General features: G+C 60.4%; 7 protein-coding genes. 4 read left to right on the top strand and 3 right to left on the bottom strand.

The window, feature by feature from the left end; genetic code table 11:
- Window positions 1-374, bottom strand: a 374-nt coding sequence (locus tag JKL46_RS34010) for a helix-turn-helix domain-containing protein (RefSeq protein ID WP_246529725.1), incomplete at its 3' end; no start/stop codon positions are given.
- 160 nt (window positions 375-534) lie between these two features.
- Here JKL46_RS34010 and JKL46_RS34015 point away from each other — a divergent pair.
- Together JKL46_RS34015 and JKL46_RS34020 are read left to right on the top strand one after the other, a co-directional pair.
- Window positions 535-1,488, top strand: coding sequence for a tyrosine recombinase (locus JKL46_RS34015; protein WP_201842835.1), 954 nt, complete (start codon window positions 535-537; stop codon window positions 1,486-1,488).
- A 507-nt stretch (window positions 1,489-1,995) separates the two neighbouring features.
- Window positions 1,996-2,367, top strand: coding sequence for a hypothetical protein (locus JKL46_RS34020; protein ID WP_201842837.1), 372 nt, complete (start codon window positions 1,996-1,998; stop codon window positions 2,365-2,367).
- A 130-nt stretch (window positions 2,368-2,497) separates the two neighbouring features.
- On the opposite strand, the gene JKL46_RS34025 is transcribed toward JKL46_RS34020, so the two are convergent.
- A complete protein-coding gene (locus JKL46_RS34025) occupies window positions 2,498-3,829 on the bottom strand; it encodes a hypothetical protein (RefSeq protein WP_201842839.1) in 1,332 nt (443 codons plus the stop codon).
- Between the two features lie 136 nt (window positions 3,830-3,965).
- Window positions 3,966-4,400 (bottom strand): hypothetical protein, encoded by a 435-nt coding sequence (locus JKL46_RS34030; RefSeq protein ID WP_201842841.1) that lies wholly within the window; start codon window positions 4,398-4,400, stop codon window positions 3,966-3,968.
- Between the two features lie 166 nt (window positions 4,401-4,566).
- On the opposite strand from JKL46_RS34030, the gene JKL46_RS34035 reads away from it, so the two are divergent.
- Both JKL46_RS34035 and JKL46_RS34040 read left to right on the top strand, forming a co-directional pair.
- Window positions 4,567-4,785 (top strand): hypothetical protein, encoded by a 219-nt coding sequence (locus JKL46_RS34035; protein ID WP_201842843.1) that lies wholly within the window; start codon window positions 4,567-4,569, stop codon window positions 4,783-4,785.
- Window positions 4,786-4,802: 17 nt separating this feature from the next.
- Window positions 4,803-5,153 carry a hypothetical protein gene (locus JKL46_RS34040; protein ID WP_201842845.1) on the top strand — a complete coding sequence of 117 codons (351 nt, stop codon included), beginning with the start codon at window positions 4,803-4,805 and terminating at the stop codon, window positions 5,151-5,153.
- Window positions 5,154-5,328: the final 175 nt, after the last annotated feature.

Raw genomic sequence — 5,328 nt, forward strand, 5'->3', positions numbered from 1 at the left:
AACCAGAGCCCTTCCTCCCGCATCCATTGGCGCAGCGTCTCGCGCGAGAGACTCAGGCCATGCCGCTCCAGAAGCATCTGGCTCGCCAGGGTCGGTCCAAAGTCCCGGTAGTTCTCCGTGACGTAGGCGATGGCCAGCTGGCGCACATGCGGTCCCAGCCGACGGTTCGAGGGCCGCCCGCGGGCCCGGTGACGAAGGCCGGCCGCACCATGCTCGGCCAACTGCCGCGCCAGCCGATGCGCCTGGCGCCTGCTGACGCCCATGAGGCCGGCCGCCGCGGTCATCGTCAGACGGCCTGCCACCACCGATGCCAGCACCTCGGCGCGACGAAGCTCCCGTTCGCTCATCTCCACCCAGCCCATGCCAACTCCCATGCACTGCTGTCCAGGGGAGTGTGACATTCCTAGTTTGCCACGGTGGGACATTCTGACTTTGCGCCTACAGTGTTCTACAATAACATTTCGCATAATTAGTGTTTTGACAAGAAGTCTGTAACCAGTGCCGTGGCAGGGTTCCTCCTCTCAGGAGGATCCTATGCGAACCAATCAGCGGCTCGCCCAGTTGTGGCTCGATGCTTTGACAACAGAGCTTGGGGCTTCTGCCGGTACCATCGCCACTTACACCGACGATCTGACCTGCTACCTTGTCTGGCTCGAGGAAAGCCACTTGGGCTTGGAGGATGTCGGTTTGGAGCACATCCGGGATTACGTCGCCGTTCTCGATCAACGCGGCTATGCCGGATCGACCATTGCCCGGCGCATCACAGTGGCACGCGGCTTGCACAGGTTCCTGATCGCCGAGGAACTCGGCTCGCGCGACCCCACGTCCAACCTGTCTGCGATGAAGCGCTCCCGTAAATTGCCCTTTGTCCTGTCGATCGCCGAGACCGAGGCACTCCTGGAGACGGCTCATAGGCTTGCCGCCGATCCCTCGGTCGGCCTCTACCGGCAGGCCGGCTATGCCCGCCGCGCTGCTCTGTTCGAGACCCTCTATGCCTCGGGCATGCGCATCAGCGAGGCTCTGTCCCTGCCATCCGACGCGGCGCCTCTTGGCACCCGCATGCTCTTGGTGCGCGGCAAAGGCGACAAGCAGCGCCTCGTGCCCCTCCACGACCGAGCCATCGAGGCCATTGCCCAGTGGCAGAGGCTGGCCAGCGCGTATTCTGGCGGCAAGCGGAGCCAGTGGTTGTTCCACTCGGTTCGCAACGGCACGAAGGCGCTGACGCGCCAAGCGGCTCTGAAGGAAATCAAGGAAGCTGCCGTCGCGGCAGGATTGGCCAATCCGGAGCGGGTGTCACCACATGTGTTGCGTCATGCCTTTGCCACCCACATGCATTCCGGCGGCACCGATCTACGCGTCCTGCAGGAGCTTCTCGGCCATGCCGGTATCGAGACCACCCAAGTCTACACTCATCTCGATACCTCCCGCCTCCATCACATGGTTCGCGACCTCCACCCGCTCAACGCTCAAGAGATTTCGGACCGATAGCAACGTGGGACAGCGTCGCGAGCGCTTCCCGCGGAAGCCAAACTGCCTCGCATCCTTATGCCACCTCACTCGCCTCGCGCGGATGCGATCGCTCGTTGACCTTCGGCGGTGTCCATCCAAGTGAGAGCCTCTATCCGTTGAGAGAATCTCTCACGACAAATCCTGGGCGTCAGCTTTCCGCGCACAGGGACAATGACGCGCCACGATCGTTTCAGCTCCATCGCATAGGCGGCTGGATGTTTTTTCACCGGATACTCCCCTGCTAACGCTCAAAGGAATACAGCCACTAGACCCACAGACATTGCCCAGAGGCGAGCGACATTAGCAACTATCCACGCATCGCAATGAGAAAGAGGCTAAAGGAATGCGTTAGCGCTCTCCGAAGGATTTGCGTCGCTAGGGAGAGGAAATGGGCGAGTGTAAGGCTCAGTTAACCATGAACGCGCATCATCCTGCTGACGTGACACGGGGACTGGGCGGGCATTTCTCAAGCGGAGACGATTGCTCATGACAGAAACGATCTCGCCCGATGTCATTCAGGAGAAGATGGATCAAATCAGTGGAACCTTGAACGCAATCCTCTCTGGAGGTGGTGAAGGGTACCTTCGCGAGCTTCAGGGTCTGTTGCATAAGAACCTTGCAGGGCTCCTCGGCTTGTTCGATCGGAACCCCGGGCTCGATGCGGCGACGTCCGACTTTTATGCCGCAGCCTCAGCCATCGTGAGCGATATGGATACGGAAGCTCAGCCGCTTGCCCGAAAGCATCGGTTGCTGCGTGAAACTCAGGCTCGGTTTGAGGAACGCATCAGACTGGCGAAGCCGAATGGTCGAAAGCCGTCAGCGGACTGGTGCAAGAATGAGATTTTCCTAGCGGCCTGAAATGGACGTCGCCTGCCACACCGCAACGCAAACCATTGTTCTGCGGAATTGCTAGCCCCGGAAGCAATGGTTTGCATTCTCGCAATTCGCCTTTCTGGCGGCGCCGCCAATTCGTCTCAGAACCCTCGCCTCAGGATGATCCGTTCTCAAATCCCCCGCCTCTCTTGCGATGGAGCGACGTTGCGGGATTGCGGAACAGTGGCATCGAGACCTCGGTTTGGGAGAGCCTGGCGATGTTCGCCATTGCCTCCTCCCTGATTGAGGTCTGAAGACGTTCCGACATCAACGGATGGCTGTTTCCGATCATGGCGACGTTCTCGAGGATGCCGTAGGCGGGCGAGTTCGGGGAGATCGATACGGCCTTCCCATCCAAGATGACGACAGCCTCTCCGAGGGATGCGGCCTCAAGCCACTTGATCCACGGTGTCTGGTATGGCCCCTCCTGCGGAAAGATCCTCGGGATCTGTGCCGGGGCTCTGGCGAGCGAGACCGTCGCGACCTCGTTGGCGGTGTCGATAGCATTGACCCGGATGCTGAACCCTGACCCGAGCACTGACAGGTTTTCTGGTGTGCTGATCGCGCTGCCCGCTCTGAACACTTCATTCCCGTCTTCGTCTGGAACGAGATACGAACTACCGCCCTCGAAGCGGTGGACGAGAACACAAGGAGGCACGAGCGCGTCCCATCCCGTGTTCATCCTGAATTCGATGAAGTACTCGCCGAACCGGGCCGCGAGATATCCGGGAAGATGCCGGCTGTGCAGCGGACGCAATTGCACAGTCGTACTGATGCGAGCGGTTCTGGGATCGGTCCAGACACGTGTCATGTCGAGCCAGCCCTTCGACCCCATGTTGGCGGCGTTGAGGCCGGGCCCTATCTCGTAGACGGGCTGCCCGAACAGGTCGAGGTCGGTGTAAACGGGATGAGGGGCCGACCTGCCCGCATCTGTGCTCATCACATCGAAGGGATCGGTGTAGTCGACAGTCGACCCTTCCCTTCGGGAATGGTTGAGGCCGTATCCATGCCCCATTTCCTGTCCGAGCAGGCTGGGGGACAATCCTGACAGAGCGCTGTTGGCGCCATCGTCGCCGCATACGACACCGTTGAGACCACCGAAGAGGTCGCGGCCGGAGTTGAGGACGACCACCACGTTATGGAAGTCCCCGAGATTGACGCCCTCGGCCGTCGCCTTGTCCTTGGCCCATTGCAGAAGGTCCTGCCGGCCAGCCTGATGCAATCCGCTTCCGGTGTAGTCGGCCGTCGCCTTGTCGAGCGTGTACCACCCGAACACCTGAGAACCGCTCAGATCGAGTTTGCCGTGGGACATGTCGCGGAAGTAGTCGACCATGTTCCATTTGCCGGCTCCAGCGGGCGTGAAGATTTCCTCGTAGCGGAGCCGAGGAAAGGGTTCATTATTATTGTCGTTGAATTTTGTGAGTATGACGGCCCACGGTGTCTGCATGGCGGCACCCAATACGCGGATTGCTGTCGGGACTCTGAAAACGCAGTAGGGACAAAAGCTATACATAGTATAGGGAGGAGAGTCAGGTTGGTCAGTACTCCGAATGAGACTTCTTGTTTGGGTGATTTTGCCGTGCTCAGCGCACAGTGTTGTCTGGATCGTTCGGTTGTTCTTCCAGCGGCCGGCATTCGCCAGAGAGAAAGTCCCGGATCCGGTAGAGGCTGAAGGTCATGGGTGTGCTCGACAGGCCGATGTGGAGCATCCCGATGGGCGAGGCGCCGATCCGGAAGAAGCCGACGAACTCGCTCGTGCTGAGAAGCCCTTTCTGCAGTTTCTGCGAGAATGTTGCGCCATCAGGGAGCGCATTGGTGAGGGTCAGGGTCGAGGTGTCGAAGTCGAAGCTCTGCCAGGACATGGCAAACGGCTCGGCCGGATCGGACTCCTCGATTCTCCCCTCGGCATTGGACCTGACGTGCGAGAGCGTGGTGCAATGAAGTCGCGCGGCTTCGGCAGGGTCGCCGAACAGCGCTGCGCCGGCGGTCAAGACGGCCGCGAGACGCGCTGACGTCACCTTGGCGATCCTCATCGGAGGCTTACCGAGAACCGTGCGATGCACTCAAACCAACAATAACGCTCGCATGGCAGGAAACCACGCCAAGGCAGATCAGAAATGGGGTAAGATGTCTTGACCGATGCCTCGACTACGCAACCGCTCAACGGGAGCACGCTGTGGGATCATGGCGACAGCACGCTTGGGCATGGCCGCCCTAGCGGACGCCGATGGTCTGTCGGCTGCCGAGGATCCGGCGCACACGATCCAGGGTGCCCTCGAACGCTGGCGGGACGATTTCAATGCCAGACAAGCGACAGGCATCGACGTCAAAATGGGAGCCAATCATTTTTCTGCTTCAGATCGGGATCCGCTCAGCTATCGTCAACACGGAGGCGAACGCTGAGCGAGAGGAGGAATTCGATGCGCGTGCCGGCAATCGTGCTGATGGGCATTGTCCTGTCAGGCTGCGTTTCGTCCCGCGAGCTGCCATCCCAGCCCGTTCCGCCAGCCAATCTCGGGTTGACACAGGCAGTATCTCCTGTGCCCCCGGCCGCCATCCCGGCGGCCCTTCCGCCAGGATATACCCGGCACATTACCTACAGGGATGGCAGGTTCACTCTGCCGGACGGCTCAACGGTTCCGGCCGATCCGAATGGCGGATTCACGATCTCCACCGGGGCCTATATCCCACCCGACGGAACAGGCGGGATCGTCCTCCCCAATGGAGCGCGCTGCATTTCGGATAGTGCACAGGGCTACTTCTGCCCCTGAGGCTTCCCTCCTCGGTCGGTTGTTGCCTTCAAGCCATATGCCGAGCCTCTCGCCCGCCACCCGTACGATGCGCTGAATTGTCATCCGCTGCCTCGAGTATTCGTCAAATCCTTCGAGCCTGAATGCAGCAGAGGTAGACCGCGGTCGTCGACAACTGCCTCGCGAGAGTTCGCTC

This window comes from Microvirga zambiensis WSM3693, assembly GCF_016735695.1.
GTDB lineage: Bacteria > Pseudomonadota > Alphaproteobacteria > Rhizobiales > Beijerinckiaceae > Microvirga > Microvirga zambiensis.